The 16,919-nt window shown below is 60.6% G+C and carries 27 protein-coding genes; 17 read left to right on the top strand and 10 right to left on the bottom strand.

Annotated elements, in window-relative coordinates; translation table 11 throughout:
• Positions 1 to 131: 131 nt before the first annotated feature.
• The 12 genes from MRBLMU1_RS23715 to MRBLMU1_RS23660 all read left to right on the top strand — a co-directional run bounded on the left by MRBLMU1_RS23715 (position 132) and on the right by MRBLMU1_RS23660 (position 8,355).
• Complete coding sequence (locus MRBLMU1_RS23715; protein ID WP_363506695.1) at positions 132 to 1,364, top strand: tyrosine-type recombinase/integrase; 1,233 nt, start codon at positions 132 to 134, stop codon at positions 1,362 to 1,364.
• Positions 1,365 to 1,488: 124 nt separating this feature from the next.
• Positions 1,489 to 2,202 carry a hypothetical protein gene (locus MRBLMU1_RS23710; RefSeq protein WP_363506692.1) on the top strand — a complete coding sequence of 238 codons (714 nt, stop codon included), beginning with the start codon at positions 1,489 to 1,491 and terminating at the stop codon, positions 2,200 to 2,202.
• Positions 2,203 to 2,558: 356 nt separating this feature from the next.
• Positions 2,559 to 2,786, top strand: coding sequence for a helix-turn-helix transcriptional regulator (locus MRBLMU1_RS23705; RefSeq protein WP_363506689.1), 228 nt, complete (start codon positions 2,559 to 2,561; stop codon positions 2,784 to 2,786).
• The gene (locus MRBLMU1_RS23700; RefSeq protein WP_363506686.1) at positions 2,783 to 3,202 is read left to right on the top strand and encodes a helix-turn-helix domain-containing protein; all 420 of its coding nucleotides are present in this window, start codon (positions 2,783 to 2,785) and stop codon (positions 3,200 to 3,202) included. Before MRBLMU1_RS23705 ends, MRBLMU1_RS23700 begins: the two co-directional genes overlap by 4 nt.
• The gene (locus tag MRBLMU1_RS23695; RefSeq protein ID WP_363506683.1) at positions 3,199 to 4,695 is read left to right on the top strand and encodes a plasmid recombination protein; all 1,497 of its coding nucleotides are present in this window, start codon (positions 3,199 to 3,201) and stop codon (positions 4,693 to 4,695) included. Before MRBLMU1_RS23700 ends, MRBLMU1_RS23695 begins: the two co-directional genes overlap by 4 nt.
• 141 nt (positions 4,696 to 4,836) lie before the next feature.
• The gene (locus MRBLMU1_RS23690) at positions 4,837 to 5,460 is read left to right on the top strand and encodes a DUF6651 domain-containing protein (RefSeq protein WP_363506680.1); all 624 of its coding nucleotides are present in this window, start codon (positions 4,837 to 4,839) and stop codon (positions 5,458 to 5,460) included.
• Positions 5,461 to 5,573: 113 nt separating this feature from the next.
• On the top strand, positions 5,574 to 5,894 hold the full coding sequence (locus MRBLMU1_RS23685; protein ID WP_363506677.1) for a hypothetical protein: 321 nt from the start codon (positions 5,574 to 5,576) through the stop codon (positions 5,892 to 5,894).
• A gap of 12 nt (positions 5,895 to 5,906) precedes the next feature.
• Positions 5,907 to 6,293: a DUF2280 domain-containing protein gene (locus tag MRBLMU1_RS23680; protein ID WP_363506674.1), complete on the top strand. Its 387-nt coding sequence runs from the start codon at positions 5,907 to 5,909 to the stop codon at positions 6,291 to 6,293.
• 348 nt (positions 6,294 to 6,641) lie between these two features.
• Complete coding sequence (locus MRBLMU1_RS23675; protein ID WP_363506671.1) at positions 6,642 to 7,004, top strand: hypothetical protein; 363 nt, start codon at positions 6,642 to 6,644, stop codon at positions 7,002 to 7,004.
• 111 nt (positions 7,005 to 7,115) lie between these two features.
• Positions 7,116 to 7,373, top strand: a complete 258-nt coding sequence (locus tag MRBLMU1_RS23670) for a hypothetical protein (protein ID WP_363506668.1) — start codon at positions 7,116 to 7,118, stop codon at positions 7,371 to 7,373.
• Positions 7,373 to 7,600 (top strand): hypothetical protein, encoded by a 228-nt coding sequence (locus tag MRBLMU1_RS23665; RefSeq protein WP_363506665.1) that lies wholly within the window; start codon positions 7,373 to 7,375, stop codon positions 7,598 to 7,600. Before MRBLMU1_RS23670 ends, MRBLMU1_RS23665 begins: the two co-directional genes overlap by 1 nt.
• Positions 7,601 to 7,626: 26 nt before the next feature.
• Complete coding sequence (locus MRBLMU1_RS23660; RefSeq protein WP_363506662.1) at positions 7,627 to 8,355, top strand: TIGR02391 family protein; 729 nt, start codon at positions 7,627 to 7,629, stop codon at positions 8,353 to 8,355.
• 734 nt (positions 8,356 to 9,089) lie between these two features.
• On the opposite strand, the gene MRBLMU1_RS23655 is transcribed toward MRBLMU1_RS23660, so the two are convergent.
• Positions 9,090 to 9,443 (bottom strand): Rap1a/Tai family immunity protein, encoded by a 354-nt coding sequence (locus tag MRBLMU1_RS23655; RefSeq protein ID WP_363506659.1) that lies wholly within the window; start codon positions 9,441 to 9,443, stop codon positions 9,090 to 9,092.
• A 360-nt stretch (positions 9,444 to 9,803) separates the two neighbouring features.
• On the opposite strand from MRBLMU1_RS23655, the gene MRBLMU1_RS23650 reads away from it, so the two are divergent.
• Positions 9,804 to 10,370 (top strand): recombinase family protein, encoded by a 567-nt coding sequence (locus MRBLMU1_RS23650; RefSeq protein WP_363506656.1) that lies wholly within the window; start codon positions 9,804 to 9,806, stop codon positions 10,368 to 10,370.
• A gap of 551 nt (positions 10,371 to 10,921) precedes the next feature.
• On the opposite strand, the gene MRBLMU1_RS23645 is transcribed toward MRBLMU1_RS23650, so the two are convergent.
• The 8 genes from MRBLMU1_RS23645 to MRBLMU1_RS23610 form a co-directional block, all read right to left on the bottom strand.
• Positions 10,922 to 12,067, bottom strand: a complete 1,146-nt coding sequence (locus tag MRBLMU1_RS23645) for an AAA family ATPase (RefSeq protein WP_363506653.1) — start codon at positions 12,065 to 12,067, stop codon at positions 10,922 to 10,924.
• 26 nt (positions 12,068 to 12,093) lie between these two features.
• Positions 12,094 to 12,411 (bottom strand): hypothetical protein, encoded by a 318-nt coding sequence (locus MRBLMU1_RS23640; RefSeq protein WP_363506650.1) that lies wholly within the window; start codon positions 12,409 to 12,411, stop codon positions 12,094 to 12,096.
• Positions 12,412 to 12,669: a hypothetical protein gene (locus MRBLMU1_RS23635; RefSeq protein WP_363506647.1), complete on the bottom strand. Its 258-nt coding sequence runs from the start codon at positions 12,667 to 12,669 to the stop codon at positions 12,412 to 12,414. It abuts the gene before it with no gap.
• Complete coding sequence (locus MRBLMU1_RS23630) at positions 12,666 to 12,884, bottom strand: hypothetical protein (RefSeq protein WP_363506644.1); 219 nt, start codon at positions 12,882 to 12,884, stop codon at positions 12,666 to 12,668. Before MRBLMU1_RS23630 ends, MRBLMU1_RS23635 begins: the two co-directional genes overlap by 4 nt.
• Positions 12,881 to 13,117 carry a hypothetical protein gene (locus tag MRBLMU1_RS23625; RefSeq protein ID WP_363506641.1) on the bottom strand — a complete coding sequence of 79 codons (237 nt, stop codon included), beginning with the start codon at positions 13,115 to 13,117 and terminating at the stop codon, positions 12,881 to 12,883. Before MRBLMU1_RS23625 ends, MRBLMU1_RS23630 begins: the two co-directional genes overlap by 4 nt.
• The gene (locus tag MRBLMU1_RS23620) at positions 13,114 to 13,374 is read right to left on the bottom strand and encodes a hypothetical protein (RefSeq protein ID WP_363506638.1); all 261 of its coding nucleotides are present in this window, start codon (positions 13,372 to 13,374) and stop codon (positions 13,114 to 13,116) included. The genes MRBLMU1_RS23625 and MRBLMU1_RS23620 overlap by 4 nt, the downstream gene beginning before the upstream one ends.
• The gene (locus tag MRBLMU1_RS23615) at positions 13,371 to 13,673 is read right to left on the bottom strand and encodes a hypothetical protein (RefSeq protein WP_363506635.1); all 303 of its coding nucleotides are present in this window, start codon (positions 13,671 to 13,673) and stop codon (positions 13,371 to 13,373) included. The genes MRBLMU1_RS23620 and MRBLMU1_RS23615 overlap by 4 nt, the downstream gene beginning before the upstream one ends.
• An 87-nt stretch (positions 13,674 to 13,760) precedes the next feature.
• Positions 13,761 to 13,925, bottom strand: a complete 165-nt coding sequence (locus MRBLMU1_RS23610; protein ID WP_363506632.1) for a hypothetical protein — start codon at positions 13,923 to 13,925, stop codon at positions 13,761 to 13,763.
• A 124-nt stretch (positions 13,926 to 14,049) separates the two neighbouring features.
• Here MRBLMU1_RS23610 and MRBLMU1_RS23605 point away from each other — a divergent pair, with 124 nt between their 5' ends.
• Complete coding sequence (locus MRBLMU1_RS23605) at positions 14,050 to 14,439, top strand: Arc family DNA-binding protein (protein WP_363506629.1); 390 nt, start codon at positions 14,050 to 14,052, stop codon at positions 14,437 to 14,439.
• 113 nt (positions 14,440 to 14,552) lie between these two features.
• Complete coding sequence (locus MRBLMU1_RS23600; protein ID WP_363506626.1) at positions 14,553 to 14,885, top strand: hypothetical protein; 333 nt, start codon at positions 14,553 to 14,555, stop codon at positions 14,883 to 14,885.
• A 1-nt stretch (position 14,886) separates the two neighbouring features.
• On the opposite strand, the gene MRBLMU1_RS23595 is transcribed toward MRBLMU1_RS23600, so the two are convergent.
• A complete protein-coding gene (locus MRBLMU1_RS23595) occupies positions 14,887 to 15,078 on the bottom strand; it encodes a hypothetical protein (protein ID WP_363506623.1) in 192 nt (63 codons plus the stop codon).
• Between the two features lie 106 nt (positions 15,079 to 15,184).
• On the opposite strand from MRBLMU1_RS23595, the gene MRBLMU1_RS23590 reads away from it, so the two are divergent.
• Positions 15,185 to 15,823, top strand: a complete 639-nt coding sequence (locus MRBLMU1_RS23590) for a hypothetical protein (RefSeq protein WP_363506621.1) — start codon at positions 15,185 to 15,187, stop codon at positions 15,821 to 15,823.
• A 449-nt stretch (positions 15,824 to 16,272) separates the two neighbouring features.
• Positions 16,273 to 16,899: a hypothetical protein gene (locus MRBLMU1_RS23585; protein WP_363506619.1), complete on the top strand. Its 627-nt coding sequence runs from the start codon at positions 16,273 to 16,275 to the stop codon at positions 16,897 to 16,899.
• Positions 16,900 to 16,919: the final 20 nt, after the last annotated feature.

Here is a 16,919-nt window from a genome sequence, read left to right as displayed (position 1 = left end):
CCGAGTGCACAATTTGTTGAAAATCAAAGGGTTATCGACAAAGTTTGCCAAGCCATGCCAATTGACAGCAAGCATTTTTAAGTACACACTTCAGTACACAATCATCCATAGAAAAAATCTGTGTACTCAAAATGCCTAAAGCAGCCATCCCACTGAACGACAAGCGCATCAAGGCCATGAAGCCGAAGGACAAGCGCTACTTGGTCGCGGATGGCGGCGGCTTGGCGCTGGAGGTGATGACGTCCGGCGCCAAGATCTGGCGCTACCGCTACTCTCTGAACGGCAAACAGCAGCCGCTCGTGACGATCGGCGACTATCCGGCGATCAGCCTGTTGGATGCGCGCGACCGGGCGAGAAAGTACGCGGAATCAGTTTCGGATGGCATTTCGCCGATAGTCGAGGCCAGGAAGGATAGGGGGGCGACAAGGGTGCTCGACTCCGTCCGCGCCTTCGCCGACGAGTGGTTCGGGTCGGAGATAGCGGGGAAGTCCGACTCATATCGAACGGTGACCCGCCGTGCCCTCGACAAGGACATCCTGCCGGCGATCGGGAATATGGCACTGGCCGACGTCAACGCCGGCCACGTGCTGGCCATCTGCGACAAGGTCAAGGGGCGCGGCGCGCCGCAAATGGCGCTCTTCACCCGCAACGTGGTGAAGCGCATGTACGAATACGCGATCTCGCGGCAGGCCGTAGCCGTCAACCCAGCTCAGCAGCTGGTGGCTCGCTTTATTGCCACGCAGCAGAGCCGCACCCGCGTGCTGGCGCCGGATGAGATTGGCCGCCTGCTGCGCGCCGTCTACGCCTCCAACATGAGCCGTGCCTATAAGTTGGCGCTGCATCTGCTGGTGATCACCATGGTGCGCAAGTCCGAGCTGATTGAGGCCGAGTGGAGCGAGTTTGACCTCGACGCCGGCGTGTGGCGCATCCCGGCCGCGCGCATGAAGAAAGATAACGAGCATTGGGTGTATCTATCCGCCCAGGCGGTCGAGATGATCCGCGAGCTGCAGACGCTGTCGCACAGCCAGCGCTTTCTGTTCGCGATGCGGCGCGGCTACGAGGACCGGCCGATCGCTAAATCCACGCTGAACCAGGCCGTGCGCGCGATGAAGTCTGACCTGCAGCACTTCGTCATCCATGATTTCCGCCGCACCGCGTCGACCCACTTGCACGAGATGGGCCTGTCGTCGGACGCTATCGAGAAAGCGCTGGCGCACCAGATCCGAGGGATTAAAGGCGTGTACAACCGGGCTGAGTACGCGGATGAGCGCCGGAAGATTCTTCAACTCTGGGCCACCTTCGTAGATGCGCAGATAGCCGAGGGCGGCAAGGTGGTCGTTGGGCGGTTCGGCCAAGCGGCTTAGTCGGCGCCGCGCCCGCCAGCGCCAGCAAAAGTTTAAAGCACCAGCATAGGTTAGCTCCCGAAAAGCGGCTCTTCACCGCCTGGCTGGTGCCCCGATTCCTGAAGAGAGCCACCTTGAAGGGGTGATGATGAACAGAAACCAACGCCTACGCATAAGCGCGCTTAATGATCTTCAACGATTTTGCCCTGACGCGCACTATTGGCTGCGCGAGCACAGCCCGCAAGCAGACTTGGAGCTGTCTAACATAGTCCTGGCTAACCCTGGCAGCCTGAGGCCAACGCTGCGCGAATTGGACGCAGCCCAGGCGCTTAGCTATTTTGCGCAGTATGAGATCCGCAGCCGCGCGATTTGGGACAAAATCAATCCCGTGATGGATGCTACCGCGCCGAGGCCGGAACCGAGCGAGGAGGAGGAGCGCGCAAGGGCGGATGGCGATCGCGAGATAGCCGCGCGGTTGGAGGTCTTCCGAATTGCTGCTTTGACCTATGCGCGCACCGTCGGCGACACGCAGTTGATCGAGGGGTTTCAGCCTCTACCGCCCGTGGTGCAGCCGGTGGCATGCGTCGGCGAAGCCGTAGGGGCGAGCAATTCGACGAGTGCGAGCACCGCAAGCTGGAAGGATGCCGCGCGAAATATAGCCGATCAACTGGATGAAGCTGATAACGGTGCCGGGGCGCGGTCGAGCATCAAAGACATGGCTGACAGAGTGGCTGAAATTATGGCGAAAGAGAAGATACTCGGTCCGCACGGGCAATTATCTGGTGGGAATATTTTAAGGGAAGCGCTACAGGGGGCGAATTGGACCAGAAAAGCATATGCGAAAGACCGGGGAAAGTGAGTCGGGAAGGCGGGAAATAAATAGCGGGAAAATTTCCCGCTGTATGAAAATCTAAAGAAAGCCAGCGTACATAAGGTGCGCTGGCTTTTTTATTTTCCTCTTGCCGGGAAAAAATCCCGGCTGTGAAGTGGTGTTACTGAACATCACAAGAGGCCACACGCCATGTCAAGTAACCCGTCTACTGCTGTACGAGAAACAATGACGACTGCCCAGGCAGCCGCCGCACTGAATCGGAAGCCCCTCACGTTGAATCGTTGGGCCTGGACAGGAACCGGGCCGCTGCAGCCGGTCCGAATTAATCGCCGCCTGGCTTGGCCGACCGAGGCCATTGTCGCCCTGTTGAACGGTGGCCAGCAATGAGCGCCGCCGTATCGACATCCTTGCCGCTGGTCGGCATGTCCCGCTGGCTCCAGCTGCAACACATCATTCCGGTATCCCGCGAGAAATGGCGCCAGTTGGTCAACGCCGGCCGCGCGCCGGCGCCTGTCCGGCTGAGCGAGCGCTGCAGCATGTACCCGAATGCCGAGGTGCACCGATGGCTGGCTGATCCGATCGGCTATCGCGCGGAAGGCGGTGCAGCATGACTCCCAAAAAACAAAACGCCTCCGGTAAGGGAGGCGCTCGACCTACAAAGCTGGCGGGCGGCGTAGGTGGGAATATCAAAGTACTGAAGTGCAGCAACCAGTATATCGCAAAGCTGCGCCGCGAAGTGCGCCAGGCCGGATTATTCCTGCGCGATACGACCGGGCGCAGCCAGCGCGAAACGCTGCTGGCCATTCTTCAGTTCCTCGGTGGCCGTGGCCTGAACACGTTAGAGGGCGTCGGGCTCGGTTTCTACCGCATCGCCACGCGGGTGCAGGAGCTCGAGGAGGCCGGCTTTCTGATCACCTCGCACCGCGAGCGCGTAGAAGGTCCGGACGGCCTTATCCACTGCGGGATCGCTCGGTACGCCTTCGGCGGTCGCCAGGCGGACGCTCAGGGCAAGCTGGATCTCGGATGACTGCGAGCGCGCAGTTCCTCCGCATGCAGAAGCTGACTGGCAAAGGTGTCGTCGGCGTCGCCGCGCGCCACAACCACCGGGAGATCCTGGCAGAGATGGGAGGCACCCCGGGTTGCTCGATCGATCCGAGGCGCACGCCTTTGAATCGCGTATTGGCCGGCGCCGGCGATGCTGCTGGCGTGGTCGCCAAGGCTCAAGCGCTGATGTCCGCCGCCGGCTTGGGCACGCTCCGCAAGGACGCAGTGCGCGCGCTGGAGATTGTCGTCAGCCTACCCAGCGATACGTCGGTCGACCAAGACGCATTTTTCACCGACGCGGTGCGCTGGGCCGCCGCCGCCATCGGCGCGCCGGTGCTGAGTGCGGTAGTACACAACGACGAGGCGGCGCCGCACGCGCACATTCTAATTCTGCCGCTGGTCGACGGCCGCATGGTCGGAAGCGACCTGATGGGCAACCGGGCCAAGCTGCAAGCCCTACAGGCTGATTTCCAGCTCAAGGTGGCACATCGGTATGGACTGGCCCGCCAAGCGACGCCAGCACGCCCCAACGCCGCGCAGCGCCGGGAGGCGGTCGATATGGCGTTCGCTGCGCTGGAGACCAACAGCGGCTTGCAAATGGCCGTGCTGCTGGCACTCCTGGAGCCGCACCGCGCTGACCCCCTGCCGCTGCTTCAGGTGCTGGGAATCGCCATGCCGGCGCCGAAGAGAAAAGCGAAAGCCAGCTTCGTCGAGATCATGACGCGCCCAGCACCGGAGAAGAAGCCTATAGGGTTCGCAAACCGCAAGCCTATAGGGTTTGATGCTGACGCGGACGGCGCGCCGTCGCAAACCCTATCCTGTGTAGGGTTCGGCGATTTCCACGATCCAAATTTTGCCGATCGCCAGCCAACCCAGGGTGCGCAAAATTCTTTGCACACCTCAGCGCCGAACGCCCCAGTCGACACCCCCCTGAGATTTCAGGAGGCCCGCGCGTCCTCAGCCGATCTCCTTGAAGCTCAGGAGACTCAGGCGGCGGCCGGCGCCGACCTAGCCACCTCAGTACCGCAAGGGGGTGTCGGCAAGATTTACGATACCCCAGGGGGTCTCCACAAAATTGAGGACACCCCTCAGGCAGTCGGCGACCACCGGCCCGGCGCCGACGATATGAGCAGTTTTGCGCGCATCTCCTCAGCACCTGCCAACACCAGCCCCGCGCCGTGTGTGAACGGAATGCGTCCGCACAAAGATGTGTCCAAAAGTGGATGCATCTCCAAAGGGGGTGGCATTTCACCACCCCCTGCAGGTGTCCCCAAATTTGGAGATACCCCCATAGCCAGCATCGACCTGCTCAAAACTCAGCAGGTCGACCAACAGGCCGGCCAAGCCGACGCACACCGGTGCTCCCCCGCTGGGGGTGGACATCCGAGCCCCCAGCGGGGGGGTGGTGCCGGAAGCGGAGGACGACTACCACCGCCACCGCGACGACGAGCAGCCGGCCGAAACCTGGTGCGCTGACTTGGGCGAGTTCGTACAAAGCACCGGACCACCGCGCAGCCCCTGCCACCTATACCCATGACCAACAGCCGGCCCGGAGGCATCCCCGGAGCGAGGTGGGATTTTCCCACTTCGAACAAAATTTAATCGAAAGGCAACATCATGAAATTGAAATTGAACAAAGACGGCTCCGCTGTCGTGAAGGACGGCAAACCTGTCTACGTGCATTCGAACGGCCGAGAAGAGGCGTTCGACGCACCGGCTGCCTGGCGCTTAGCTCTGGGCGAGCACTTCAAAAACAGCCCCGTGATGGAAGGCATCAAGCTACCTTCGGACATGGCTGCCTCATTCTTTGGCGACTCGTTCCGCCTTGAGGCCGGCAAGCTGGTGGCCGTCGACAAGCACGGCATTCAGCTGTACTCGCCGACTCGCCACGGCGAGCCCGCCGACTTCAACGAGGCGTTCGCTCAGCTGGTCGACGGCTACGAAAAAAAAGGGATGATCCAACGCGAGCCTGGCGCACCGGCGCCCGCCGCAGCGGCTGGCCAGCAGCGGGGCACCGGCAGCACCATCACGCGCACGCAGTTCGATTCGCTGCCGCCGGCCAGCCGTGCCAAGTTCATGAGCGAGGGCGGTCGCATTGGCGACGTTGCAAGCGCAGGCACTCCAGCACCCGCCCCGTCCCCAGCGCCGCGCGCCGGAAGCATCACCCGGGCACAGTTCGATGGCCTCACCCCGATTGCGCGCGCAGCTCACTTCAAGAGCGGCGGGACGATGACCGACTAAGCCAAACGGCCCGCTGAGCGGCTTTCGCTGCCCGGCAGGCCCAACCACACCCGCATAGTCTTTTCGCGTCGCCACGGCGCGATAAACGGCGTTGCCGCGTAAACGGAGATGAGATGAGCGACCGAGAACTGACAAACGCCGCGCTGTTGTGGCACACCGCCCACGCGCGCCGGCTGGCCGTGGGCAGGGAGAAGCGCCGGCTTGATGCCCAGCTCAAGGCCGGCGGGGATGATGGCTGGAGCCTGCAACGAAGCATCCAGCAGAGCGAGGCCGGGCGCCAGGTGACCGAGCTGAAGCGCAAGGAACTGGCCGCCCTGCGCGCGCTGGCCAGGGTCTGTGCGAAGCAGCGCGGACACCTGCAGTCCGCCGATATCATCGATGTGGATGGCACTGCGGTGCTGCTGGCCGGCGTCGGCTTGCTTGACCTGGCTTGACAGGGAGGAGTCATGCGAGGCTTGCCCACCGCCGTGAGAATGCATATCCTGACTGAGCTCGCGTGCTTTGCCGCGCCCTCGCAGGTGGCCGCCTCGGTCAAAGAAAAATTCGGTATCGATGTGAGCCGCCAGTGCGTTGAGGCGCACCACCCGGAGCGCAAGGCCGGCGCTAAGCTGAACCCGGCCTTGCGCGCGCTGTTCTATGAAACCCGGGTGAAGCTGGTTGCCGAACTAGACGACATCGGCATCGCCCACCAGGCGTACCGTCTGCGAGGGTTGGAGCGCATGCTCGAGCAGGCCGAGCGGATGGGGAACCTTGCCCTGGCCGTGCAGCTCATCGAGCAGGCCGCGCGCGAGGTCGGCGGCATGTATGCGCGCGCCACTCCACTTTCCGGCTAACGCGTTCGGCAATTGCGCATGCTGGCGGCATGGGGGATATCGCCAGGCTTGCAGGGCTGGACGGGCATTGTGGCGCAGCCCACGAGAGCGCACGAAATCATGGTGGTCAAAATAATACGGGCAAGCTTTTGCATATGGTAGTCTCATTGGTCCCGCGAGAGCGGTGGAGTACCGTATAGATCGCTTGGTTGCCCATCAAATCGAATTTCTCAGATAAGTTTCTTTGGTACGCACCTAACACCTTGATTTTTATGTGGAAATTCTCTAAAAAATATTTTCAGGTGCGCAGTTTGGTACGCATTGATTGCTTCCGCGCTGTGGCTGTCATCGACTGCAAAGAGGAGGGGCATGCTGAATATAGTGCGGCAGTGGATGAAAGAGCGGGCTGCCCTTGCTGGCCGGCGGCTCGCTTTCGAAGAGTTCGAGCACCTCGCAGCCGGAACCTGGGATGTTGCGCAGGCCGCAGCTTACCGAGGTGAAGCGACTCGGGACAATAATTTTGCACGTGGCTGGAGTGGGGCTTGGATGGACATCGGCGCGCGAGACGCAAATAAAGGCATCTCGCGGGCGGATGTGTTCTTAAATCAATCCTATCTCGCCGGCTGGCATGAGAAGATGAGAGAGCTGCATATGGCTGGCTGGCGCCACCCGGTGCTCGACTCTCGCCCTGAAGCTCTTTCCGAGCCGCAGTTTCCATTGCTGCGCCGGTGAGCAGGCACTGAGTGCAAGCCGTCAAGTGCTCGCCTCTCGCTGAACTGGCGCGCGATAAAGCCGAACGGACGCCGGCGGCGGCGAAGGGCGGCATGTTAGGATTGAAGCACAATGACCACCACCAGCCACGCCACCGAATCAGATTTTTTCACCGATGTCCCGCTGCGCTACCCGGCGGACGGCATGGGCGCACTAAGCCCGGAGAGCATCGCAATACGCGCTCGATGGGTCGGTCATGTGATCGTTGAGCGCAAGGGGCATGCAGTGTGGTGCGCCCGCGCCGACGTGCGCCCGAGTGACGGGCGGTGCTTCTACGACGGCGACTACAGCGACGTGCTGGAAGCCGACGACCCGCGCGTGAGCGACTAATGCTGCACATCGTTCCTCCCATCCCCAAGCCCGACGAGCCGGTCAACAACCGCGGCAAGCGGGCGAGCAAGCCGGCCGACATGATCCAATGTCCGCGCTGCGGTGGCCGCGAGGTCATCGAGACGGTGCTGGGCGCAATGATGCAGGCGCGCAAGCTGAAGGGCGGCACGCGACAGATTGTCTGCTTCGGCTGCATGCTGAAGGGCGAGCGGGTAGTGTTAGCATAGGGTTCATTATTTCCCCGGACACCGAAATGCCTACACTATGTGACCTGCTGCCTGACGCGACTGTCGTGCTGGCGTTGGAGCCCGAAGAACTGGCCGGCATCGTTTTGGAGATGCTGAATGCGGAGCCGGGGAATGCACCGAAGGGAGTGCACCCAGCTAATCTGACGAACGCCGCAACTCTCGGCGCCTTCGATCCCGAAAAGCGCGACTTAGTCGGATTTGCCGTTGCCGAGGCCTGGAACTGGCTGATAAGGGAAGGAATGGTTGCGCCCAAGCCTGGCGATCAATTCGGGTGGTATTTTGTAACTCGACGAGGTGCGAAACTAAGCAATCGCGCTGGCGTCGATGCCCATCGCAAAGCCAACGAGTTGCCTCGCTCAATGCTACACCCTCAGATTTTAGAGGCCTGTTGGGCGCCGTACTTTCGCGGCGAGTACGACACAGCGGTGTTCAAAGCATTCCGTGAACTCGAAATCGAAATTCGTGTGGCCAGCGAACTACCCGCGCACATGCTCGGTACTGATCTGGCGCGCAAAGCATTCCACGAGGACGGGCCACTTTCTGATAAGTCTGCGCCAGTATCAGAACGGCAAGCACTTCAGTCGATAATGGCGGGCGCTATAGGCTCGTACAAAAATCCGCACAGTCACAGGAAGGTTGCGCTGGATGCTGTCGAAGCCGCAGAGATGCTGATTCTGGCAAGCCACCTACTAAAAATCGTCGACCGACAATTCGTCGAGCGCATAGTCGGTTGATACCCGCCCATCCGCCATTGACGGACGGGATGCCGATGATCCCCCAGTGGGGGACGGGATACTTCCACCACCGGCGGGAGACTCCCTCAATTTGAGGAGTTCGTTATCTACCGGATTTCCGGTATTTCGTGGCCGGCAGACGACTCCTCAATTTGAGGAGTTCTCTATCTCGGGATTTCCTGTAGTTTAGGCCGGCCGGCGAGCCTCACTGGCCCAAATCCTCGGGCCAGCACCAAACTCCGGGATTTCCCGTAGTTATTAGACTGCAAAGCCGGAAATCCTGCTTAGACGCGGGAAAAATTTCGCTCGTCTCCAAATGCCGGCGAAAGCGGGAATACCAGCAGCGACATCCATCTCCTGCAATGCAGGACGTCACCCCTCGCCGGTGCGACCCTAAATTTGGAGGAGCGCGCCGGGCCGCGACATCGCATTCAAACGAATTTGATCTGTCGGCGCAGCACCAAGTACATACCAGAAAATCCCACATGTAGAACGGCGTGCTGCAAATGCGGGAAAATCCCGGGTTTGGACCTGGTCGCCGGCGTTACCGGAAAATCTGGTAATGGGACGCGGCGCGCCGTCGGCCTAATCCTGTGAAAATCACACATTACCTTCGGCACAATTCTGTGCCCATGCTAAATAAGAGTGATACCGGAAAACGGCATCGCCGAACGGTTCTGGGAGCTCTTGGTTCATTGGCGCCTTGGCAGACCCCAAGGAGGTGACGATGACGACTAATTGGTATTTTTGCAAGCGAAGGCCTCTTTTAGAGCCGATGCAGCAAGCAAACTTGCCTCTTTACTCCACAATTCAGGGTGCTGCTGAAGGTATTTTTTTACAACAGCAAGAATCTGACCGGCCTTTGCATTGTTTGGGGAGCAAAAAACTATTCCGTCTAGTGCATCGTGAACCCCCATCACGTAGCCGTAGAATTTATTATTCGTCGCGTGGTCGTCATTGATGGCTCGACCAGCTTCGATCCTTTCATTGGCCGCGCCCCACGTATTTAGGTCGAAGCCTGTTACATAGCCAGCTTGGGCCGTCGATGAGCACAGTGAAATGGCGAAAAGAAGAGAGTAACTTTTCATAATTAGGGCCTGTCTATCTTAGTTTTGAAGTTGTCATTGCTGAGCATTTCCAGTAAGTGTCGGCAACAGGGCGCCTCACTCTTTCTAGCCTACTGGGAAAGTATCAGATGCCTCCACCCGTCGCCGTGTCCTAGGAGTGGATCGCGTAGCGGTATTCGGCCTTCAAGCCCTCAACCTCCATGCGTATGTTTTCCATCTTACAACACGGTAATCGATATGTGCATGAGGTGTTAGAAAACGAACGATTACTAACATCACCAAAGATCAACACAAATCACTGTTGGAAATATAGGGCTTGCTATTTCTAACAGGTGAGGATATTCTAACAGTGTTTTCTAACAGTCCTCACCGGAGAATCACATGGCAACCTTCGCATACGGCCGCGTCAGCACCACCGAACAGAGCGCAGACAATCAGAAGCTGGAAATCGAAGCCGCTGGCCATGTGGTCGATTACTGGTTCGCCGATACGATCAGCGGCAAGACCAGCGCCACCCAGCGCCCGCAGTTCGCCGCGCTGCTCGGCCAGATCCGCAACGGCGAAACGCTAGTGGTAGCCAAGCTGGACCGCCTGGGCCGTGACGCGCAGGACGTGGGCGCCACCGTCAAGCTGCTGGCAAGCCGCAAGATCAGCGTCATCGTGCTCCAACTCGGAAAGCTGGACCTGACGTCGCCGGCCGGCAAGATGATGTTGACCATGCTCGCTGCCGTGGCCGAGATGGAGCGCGACATGCTGGTCGAGCGCACGCACGCCGGCCTGGCCCGCGCCAAGAGCGAAGGAAAGACACTGGGCCGTCCGTCGAAGACCAGCGCCGACCAGCGCGCCGACATCATCGCCAAGTACGCCGCCGGCGAGAGTGTCAGCGCTCTGGCCCGCCTCTACAGCGTCTCGCGCGCAAACATCCTGGGCGTGGTCAAGCCTGCCTGAGTCTTCTACGGCTGAAGTACACCGGCGGTGCGCATCGGCGCCACCGGACAGTCCGCCCCGATACCGCTTTCCACTGGCAACCTGACTGGCAACCGCCGACTGGCAACCGCCGCGCGCATGCGTCGCCGGCGGTGTCGTTGCTGCAAACGATACCCCCCCCCGGTTTGCGACCCTCTCTAAGAAGGTCGCAAATGCTCCACCGCGCACGGTTTTCGTCCGCAGTCGGCACCGGTATGGGATTTCCCATATCGCCCGGCGCGCCGCCGTTATCGTCACAATGGGATTTCCCATAGTGCCCGCCGATCCGCGAAATCCCGGAACGGTGTGGCGATGCAGGATTTCCTGTATCGGTCGCGGAAGAGGAGGGCGTCGGCTCAAAACTGAGCAGACGGAGGGTGCTGGACCGTCTAGGCAAAATATCCTAGACGGTCCAGCAGGGGCAGTTCGAGCGAGGAATGTAATGGAAGGGTGCGAAGAGTGCACGAAGGGAGCGAAGGGAGCACTGTTTTTTTCGCGCTCCCTTCGCTCCCTTCGCTCCCTTCGCGCTCCCTTCAGTCGGTAGTTTCTGGAAGGCACCACAGCCAAGCGCCGCCCATGCTGAGTTTCTTTGCCTCGATGCCGAGGGATTTCTTCAGCCGTTTGGCCGCGTCCCATGAGTGGCCGGCGTCGCGCACCTCGCCCTGTAGCGCCTTCGCGGCCATCTTGCCGCCCGCCTCCCGGAGCGTGTCCACCAGCATGCGCTCCAAATCCTGCCGCGCGTCGCCTTCCTCGCCGCTGTCGTCGTGCTCGACGTCGCCGAGGATCTCCCGCGCCGTGCCGTCAATGATCCCCTCCCAGACAGCATGCGTCGCCTCGATGCCGCCGGCGATCGTCACGAGCTCGAGCGAATAGGCCACGCCGCCGTCGTCGGGCGCGATGTTCGACTTCGCCCGTGCCATGACGCGCCGGTTGCTGCCTTCCTCCTTGGCCGTCACCAGAACCATGCGCGCCAGCGCGCCGAATGCTTGGGAGCCGATGACCCTGTCCTGTGGCGCCTTGCCGGCGCCGCCCTTGGCGAAGTGCGTGATGCCGATGACCGCGCAGCCGTGGGCGTCCGCGAAGTCGACCACCGCCTGCAGGCTGCGGCGCACGTCGTTCGCGCGGTGCATGTCGCCGGCCACCGCCGATACGATCGGGTCTATCAGCAGCAGGCTGACGCCGCCGATGGCCTCGGCCGCGCGCCTCAGGTCCGGGATATCCTGCGACGGGTCGAACGGCACGCTCTCGCCGTCCTGGGCGATCCCCTCAATGAAATGGCAGCGCGCCAGGTCTGCGCCGGAGGCAATCAGACGCGGCACCAGGGTATCGTCGGCCACGTCTTCGCTCGACCAAATCAGCACGTTGCCCAGCCCAGCGCACACGGTACCGTCTGGCCAGCGGCCGCCGGCGGTCAGCACCGCCGCCAGCGCGAGGGCGAGTGTGGTTTTGCCGGTACCGGCTGCGCCGGCCAGAATGGTCAGCTTCCCGGCCGGCACCCACCCCGGCCACAGCCAGGTGATCGGCAGCGGCTTGATGTCGGCGCCGCACCGGATTTTGACGACGCGCTCCCCGTGCTGCCGCGAGCGGTCGAACGGCCGCGCCGTCTCGCCCTGGCGCTCCAGCTCGACGCGCGCCGCGCGGGCGTGGCCGTCCTCCTTGTCTAAAATGAAGCCAGCCATTTGGCCGTCCATGTGTCCATCTGCCATCATGATTCCGCTAGTTTAAGAAATGCTGTTCGGTTACGGTCGCCGTCGACCAGCAGCAGCCGGCGCGGCCGGGCCTGATAGAGTCGGTCCGACAGCGTGCGCAGAGCGCCGTACCGGGTCAGGTTGCCCGGGAATACCAGCACCACGTCGAGACCGGCCACGGCGCGGCACTCAAGCGCGGTCGGCAGGTTGGCCGGGTCGATCTGGATAGCGTTGCGCTTGGGCGGCAGCATACCGACGCCCAGCCACAAGACGCCGCCCACTGGCGCCAGGCCGTAGACGGCACGGATGCGCGCCAGCTCGGCGAGGGTCGTCATTCAGCGCCGCCGCGCATCTGCATCGGTCACCAAGCGCAGGCCAGTCGCCGCCGGCGCGCTGTCGGGCGCGACCAGCGGCTTACTGACCGACACCTGTCGGACGATGTCCAGCATATGCCCTCGGACCTCGTGAGCGATGGCGTGGAAGTAGCGGAGCAGCTCTTTGTCCTCGGCGCTGAGGCTATCCACCACCAGGCGCAGCGGCTCGGCGGCCGGTTTCTTGCGCGCACGGGGCGGGGTAGTCGTGGCCGCGGTCATTTCGAACCTCCGCCGATCAGGCGTAGCACCGGGCGCTTGTGACGCGGGAAGTCCTTTGCCATTTCAATCATCATGTGCAACATCGCCTCTTGCGTTTGGTCCGTTAGCGCGGCAAAGAGCTGGGCGGCGCGCAACTGGTTGGCGGTGAGTTCGGCCGACGGCGCCGGCGCGCGCACCGATGGGGTGGCGCTAAGTGGTTTCTTCGGTGCACTCATTTGGCGCCTCCGCTTATCAGATGCAGTTTGGCGGCCGGGCGGAGCGGACGCTTCTTGGCCTGATCCTCTGCCACGTCCACAAAGATTAAGCAGTTGCGCCGCGAGGTTTCGGTCATGCTGCGGCATGCGGTGAAGAATCGAACAGCCCAAGCAGATTCCTCGGCGGTCATTTCGAACGCGGGCGGCGTGGCCGTGCTGGTGCCGCCTATGGTAATCAGCTTCCGGCCGGTCATCGCACACCTCCCGCGACCAGCTGGAACTTCGGTTTGTTCTCGGCGATGCGCTGCTCACGGTCGCGACTGGCCTGTTTTTCGAAGAAGCGGACCATGACACTGCGGCTGCCATCGCGCATCTGGCGGAAGTCCTTGATCAGTTGCTGCTCGACGGCGCTCAGATCGACGCCGCCGGTGCGCATGATGCGCGGGGCCGGAAGCACACTGACGAGGGCGGCACTTTGGCCGGTGGCTTCGGTGTTTGTGCGCGCTTTCATTGGGCACCGCCTTCGACTTCTTCGAGGGCCAGGCTTATGGCCGCTGCCGATTCCTGAATCAGGATCGCGGCGCGGTATGCTGACTTAAACAGGGCGTCGAGGCGGGTGGCGGCTTGTAAAGTGGCCGGGTCGGTGATGTTCATGCCGTCGATGATTTCGAAGGCGATCTCGGCGAGCGTCTGCGCCGTCAGGGCCTGCTCCTCCACGCTGCTCACATGGGCTTGCAGACTGCCGAGTTGCAACAATGGCAGAGTTGCATTTTTTGCTTGTGCAGTGTCAATGCTGGTGTTAACATTCATTTATTGGCCTCATATCAGTGGGTGTCAAGAGCCCCGAATCGATCTGCTCCCCAGCTTTCTCGATTCGGGGCTTTGTTTTTTCTGCGATTATTCCTGCGGCTTCGCCTCTTCCGCCTCCCTTGCTTCGTCCAAAATCTTGTTGATGATCCAGTTCACTGAACGGTCCTGGTCTTGCGCTTTGGCCTTGAGCCATTCGCGATTTTCCTCAGACGTGCGAACTTGGAGATGGGCTACTGCTTGGCTACTCTTCATGAAAAGCTCCTTAGTGTCACGGTGACATGATGTAATCGTATACCCCCATGTTGTTAACTACAAGTGATATTTGTGTCACCGTGACTCTATTTGAATACAGTCGCTATGCTTGTATCCTGCGTGTATGAGCCAAGCCCCGAGAAAAACTGTGTCGCGTGAGTCCGACAAATTCATGTTGCGGTTTCCTGACGGTATGCGGGATATGGTGGCCGAGTCGGCCAAGCGCCATGGCCGCAGCATGAACTCGGAAATCATCAACGCGCTGCACGAGTACTACGTGCGCCAGGGTATCCATGACCGTCTGGTGGACGATGCGGTGAGCAATGAGGTTGAAAGCATTGCAGGACCGGGCACGTCGTTCGCTATCTCAGAAAACGCCGTAACGATCGCCCAGCTGGCGGATATTATTTCGGCTCGTATTGAGGAGCGGCTCGACTCCCGCGCCAAGGTCGATGCGGCGCAGGTCGCGCCGGCGCAGCGCTCTCGCAGCGCGTCGGCCAAGCCCAAGCGATAACCCGATTATTTTCGCAGTCGCTCGCCGCGCGTGATCCAGATCGATGGCGCAGTGAGGGCGCTCGGTCGGCTGCGGCGCATCATGTTACGATCCGGTTTTCAATCGGAGCTACGATGGACGATCCCAAAAGCAGCTTAGTCTGGGCAGAATGTGACCGTATCGGCATCACAGCCGTACAAGCCAAGCTCGCGGGCATCCTTGGAATGCCGGAGAGGCAAGTCCTCGTCGCTTGGCTGGATGACACTTTGCGCAAGGAACGGCTTGCGTCTGAGTCAGCGCAGCTGCGACTGACTGAGCGAAGCGTCAAAGCCGCAGAGGACTCGGCAGGCGCTGCTTTGGAATCTGCGCAGACATCAGGTACGTCTGCTCGTGCCGCTATGTTTGCGGCATTCGTCTCCCTCTTAGCGCTGATCGTGGCCATCGCGGCGTTTTTTAAACAGTCGTGATTCATGGTGCTACTCCGGCAATGGCCCGCTCAACCAACGCTTCGCGCTGGTCGTCGGCCAGCGCCGAGAACACCTTCAGCAGCCGCACCAGTCGCGCGTCCTTGCGCATCAGCGCGCCGTTGTGGCGGTCGGCGTCATCCTGGCTGCGCTCGGCGCCGGCCTGCGCCTGCTTGCGGGCGCGGTGGAGGACCATGGCCTGGCTTTCGTGCGTGTCGTTGTAGAGCAAACCACCAAGGCAAAAACACATAATGTGTTTGAGGGAACGTTCATGCTAGTATTTCCTTTTGCCAAGGAAAGACATGCTTTTGCTCCAGCGGTTCGTGATCACACTTTTTGGTGCCGCAATGATGGTCGCGTTGCACGGGATCGTGGTCGCGATATTCGTAAGCCACGGCTGGAAACCCATGTCGGCGTCCGACTGGGGCACTTGGGTGGGCGCTATTGGCACGGTCGGAACACTTATCGGTGCGATCTACATCGCGCACAGCGAGAGCAGGTCCCGGAATCAAGATGCCAGGGTGGCTGCAATCATCCACGCCGCGAACTTTCAACATAGACTTCAAGCGATGAGATTGCGGGTCGAGAAAACTAGCAAACAGCTCTCCGGCGCCCCGGCCGAGCGAATCACTGAGAGCGCGATTAAATTCGCAATCAGCGAGTTGGGGCAGCTTGCAAAAACTTTCAATAGTGACGAGATAATCTCTTTGATACCTCTTGGGCAAAAGGCGGCACTCAAGCTCGCTGGTGTCCAAAGTGCCCTCGGAAATGCTTCGGGCGTTCTGAGCGGCATCCCCGCCCAACACTATCGATTTGCCCACAATTCGCTGAGCATCTCAGTTGAAGAGGCCAGATCTGCTAAAGAGATCATCAATCGCCAAAACGATCGGCTGTGGGAAGTTATGACGACCGTCTACGAGGCGGTCACCAGCGCAGAGTGAACTTCTATTTCATTGGCGATCCCTCATCGCGCGGCCGATCGCGGAGCCGTACAGCCTGGATCGTTTTGCGCCGGCGCCGGTGGCGTGGTAGTAGCGCAGCTGAAGCACCTGCTCGCCAGCGCGGACAAAGCCGACCGACCAAGCGAGCCATCGACGGCAGGTCGCGGCGGTTCCACAGGTAGACGTTGCAGTTGCCCCGCTGCGAGCGCGGGGATTGCTTCAAGCCCAGCATGAAGCGCAGGATGTCCAGGTCTTCCGGCCGCAGCGAGGCCACGCGCGCGGCCAGCTGGCAGGCGATGCAGACGCCGTATTGGACGAGCTGCTTGGCGAATGCAGGTTTGCCGCATGCACAGCGCTTCGGGGGCAGTGACACCGGCGCTGATTCGGTTCAGTTGACTTGGTGATGACGGTCGACCGCGTTCATGTGTAGTGCATGCTATGATTCCTCTATGGAAACCTTTAAGCGACTTATTCAGCACAAGGGTGTTTGGCTTGGCCTTGGCATTTGGGTTCTGGCTGGTCTTGTTGTGATCGGAGATCACTTCGAACTCAACAAATCGGAGTGGGCTTCTTGGGTCCAGGGCATTGGGTCGCTTGCGGCGATTTTGGGGGCGTACGCCTTCACAGCGAAACAGCACAGCGATAGCGTAGAACGCGATAAGCGCAATAGAAACGCCGAACGAAGTCAACGCGCGGAAACTATTCAGTTTGTAATGGGCGACGCGCAGGCACACTCTGACCGGCTCAGGAATTTTTTCGAGGCCGGAATGGCGCATGAAGTCGTCCACTATAATTTGAAAACGCTAAAGGATTGCGCAGAGGTGATCGCGAGCATTCCGGCCCTGGATTACCCCGATGCCTCCCTTGCGGTTCACTGCCGAACTTTCAACAGGTACTTCCAAGCGGTCGCATCGCAATATCAGCGGCGTTCAGAGGTGATCACAGTCGATTTTGACGAGTTCGAGCAGATGCAAGCGAGCGCTCTTGATACCGACATCGACAACATGGCGATTGCCGCAAAATCGGCTTTTGAGCAGGCAACTTACTTGATCTCCGTTCTTGCGACTCGAATTTAGCTGAGCGCGCCCATTCGTCC

This window comes from Burkholderia sp. LMU1-1-1.1, from assembly GCF_040675865.1.
Classification (GTDB): domain Bacteria; phylum Pseudomonadota; class Gammaproteobacteria; order Burkholderiales; family Burkholderiaceae_D; genus Rugamonas.
The sequence above is the reverse complement of the archived record's forward strand: the minus strand, read 5'-3'. Positions and strand labels throughout refer to the sequence as shown.